This is a genomic window from Chitiniphilus eburneus, from assembly GCF_005048205.1.
Taxonomy (GTDB): Bacteria; Pseudomonadota; Gammaproteobacteria; order Burkholderiales; family Chitinibacteraceae; genus Chitiniphilus; species Chitiniphilus eburneus.
The window spans coordinates 1-2614 of the sequence record NZ_SUMF01000068.1; the positions used below are offsets into that span (position 1 = coordinate 1).

A 2614-nucleotide genomic window follows, 5' to 3' on the forward strand; every position below is an offset into this window, starting at 1 on the left:
GTGGTCGATGCACTGCGTACCTTGCTCGACTCGATGCCACTGCCGCCGCCGTCGGTGAAGTTCGAAGGCGACCAGGCTGCCAGCGACGCGCCGCTGCGCGTGCTGCTGACTTCGTCCGAGCAGTACACGTCGATCGTGCGCTCGGGCAATTTCCGCACCTGGCAGGCCAATGCCATGGCGCGCGCCCAACTGGCCAAGCAGCACCCGTTGTTCATGGGTGAGGCAGGGCTGTGGAACGGCATCCTGGTGGTGAAGATGCCCAAGCCGATTCGCTTCTACGCTGGCAACTCGCTGAACTGGTGCCAATCCGTGAGTTCCGCCACGGAGCAAACGGATCTCGTGCCTGCCAGCTTCGGCACCCAATACGCGGTGGACCGCGCATTGCTGCTGGGCGGCCAGGCGCTGGCCGAGGCGTTTGGCAAGGCGCGCCAGACGGGTAACCCGTACTTCTGGAGCGAAAAGGAGCTGGACCATGGCGACAAGCTGGAAATCCTGGTCGGCATGATCAGCGGCAAATCCAAGGTGCGCTTCGAGATCGACCACGGCACGCAGAAGGAAATCACCGACTTCGGCGTGATGGCGATCGACACTGCGGTCAAGCTCGCCGCCTAAACCTTCCTCATCCTGGCCGGGCATGTCCGGCCCATCTGGAGAATCCCATGGCTACTGTCACGCTGCCCGGCTTGCGCCGGGCTATTTCCCATGCCGCGCCGTATGGCAACGCCTGGAAGCAACGCTTCACCCTCACCACCAACAGTGCCGGTGTGGTCGCCGGTTCGGACCAGGCGACCGCCTTGGCCATTGGCGACGTGGTGCGCATCGGCTGGCTGCCCGCCGGCATCGAACTGCACGACAGCTTGTCCATCGTGCCGACCGCGTTCAAGGCATCGACCACCATCAAGCTGGGCTTCCTTTATGAGGATGGTATCGACGTCACCGATGTGCCGCAGGACGACGACTACTTCCACGCTGCGCTCAACGTCGCTGCTGCCGGCCGCAATCGTGCCAACAACACGGCCGTGTTGCCGGTGCGTCTGCCCAAGGCTGCGTACCTCGTCGTCACCATCGCTGGCGCCGCGCAGGACGCTGCCGCGCGCCTGGAGGTGGTGATCGAGGGGCTGAACCAGGGCAATCCGTAACCCGCTCAAGGGGCGCCGCAGGGCGCCCCGCCAAGGAGTCAACATGAACCGCGAACAGATCGCCCGGGTGGCGCATGAAGTGAACCGCGCCTATTGCGCGTCCCTGGGCGACCACACCCAGCCCGACTGGGCCCATGCACCGGATTGGCAGCAGGCGTCGGCCTTGGCCGGCGTGGAGATACACCTGACCAACCCCGACGCCACCCCCGAGCAATCGCATGAATCGTGGCTTGCGCAAAAGCTGGCCGAAGGTTGGATTTATGGCGAGGTAAAGGATGCCGAGCTGAAGCTGCACCCGTGCTGCCGCCCCTACGCGGAACTGCCGCAGGAGCAGCGCGCCAAGGATTTCCTGTTCCGCGCGGTGGTGCACGCCATGGCAGCCATCCCGGCGCCCGCGCCGGTCCCAGCTCAACCCATCGTCGCCGCTGCCATTGCTACGAACGGCCTGGTGCCGGTGGTCTACATCGGTCATCGCGCACAGCACATCGACGGCACCTACGGCAGCCATATGCAATTTCCGCGTGGCATTGCGGTGCCATGCCCGCCTGAGTTGGCTGCCAAGTTGCTACGGCATGCCGATGTGTTCCAGTCCGCGCCGTCGCAGCCCCAGCAGGAAGACCAGCCGAGCACAGCGGAACTCGTGGCCGCGTCCATTGCGCCGCCTTTCGCCATCTCGCAGCCCCAGCAGGAAGACCAGCAGGAGCAGCAGGACCAGGATGTGCGCGACACCATCGGCTTCATGGATAAGGGCGCGCTCAGCAACTTTGCCAAGACGTACTTCAAGGTCGATCTCGATCAGCGCAAGGGCGTGGACAAACTGCGCCGCGAAGTCACCGGCTTGTTCGACCAGTTCGGGATCGCGTGATGAATCTCGCCGAACTGCGCGCAGCCTTTCGCCGCGATGCCATGGACCAGGCGGAACCCTACGGCTGGGCCAATAAGGATGTCGATGCTTGGCTGAATGAAGCGGTGGAGGAGGCATGCATCCGCGCGCGACTGCTGCGCTTCACCGACGAGTATTCAATGCTGCCCGGCGATGAGAGCGCGGAAATCGACCACCGCTGTTTCGAGATCACCCGGGCGCTGTGGTGTGAGGCGGATGGCCGCCAGCGCGAGCTGGATCAATTGGACATCCTGGAGCGCGATGCGAACCGGCGTGCTGTCGCCGATGGTCCGCGCGCTTTCGTGCATCGGGATGGTTTACTTGATCTCGACTTCCCTGTGTCCACGACGGCCACCCTCAGGTTGGAAGGCTATCGGCTGGCATGCCCGATGCGCGTGGAAACCGACCGTCCGGAGATCGACCGGCTCCACCACCGTCACCTGGTGGATTGGGCGCTGGCGTGCGCCTACCGCATCCCCGATATCGAACTGGAGGATGCATCGAGGGCGCTGGCGGCCGAGGCGCGCTTCGAGCGCCACTTCGGCCCATCGCCAGGTGCCAGGCTGCGCCGGGCGCAAACTGCCAACACGCC

The 2614-nt window shown here is 64.7% G+C and carries 4 protein-coding genes; all 4 read left to right on the plus strand.

Going from position 1 to position 2614, the window contains the following annotated elements:
• A partial coding sequence (locus FAZ21_RS19895) for a phage capsid family protein (RefSeq protein ID WP_136775168.1) occupies positions 1–612 on the plus strand: 612 nt, incomplete at its 5' end.
• A 47-nt stretch (positions 613–659) separates the two neighbouring features.
• On the plus strand, positions 660–1139 hold the full coding sequence (locus FAZ21_RS19900) for a hypothetical protein (protein ID WP_136775169.1): 480 nt from the start codon (positions 660–662) through the stop codon (positions 1137–1139).
• Between the two features lie 43 nt (positions 1140–1182).
• Positions 1183–2004 carry a RyR domain-containing protein gene (locus FAZ21_RS19905; protein WP_136775170.1) on the plus strand — a complete coding sequence of 274 codons (822 nt, stop codon included), beginning with the start codon at positions 1183–1185 and terminating at the stop codon, positions 2002–2004.
• On the plus strand, positions 2004–2614 hold a 611-nt coding region (locus FAZ21_RS19910; protein ID WP_136775171.1), incomplete at its 3' end, for a phage adaptor protein. The genes FAZ21_RS19905 and FAZ21_RS19910, both read left to right, overlap by 1 nt.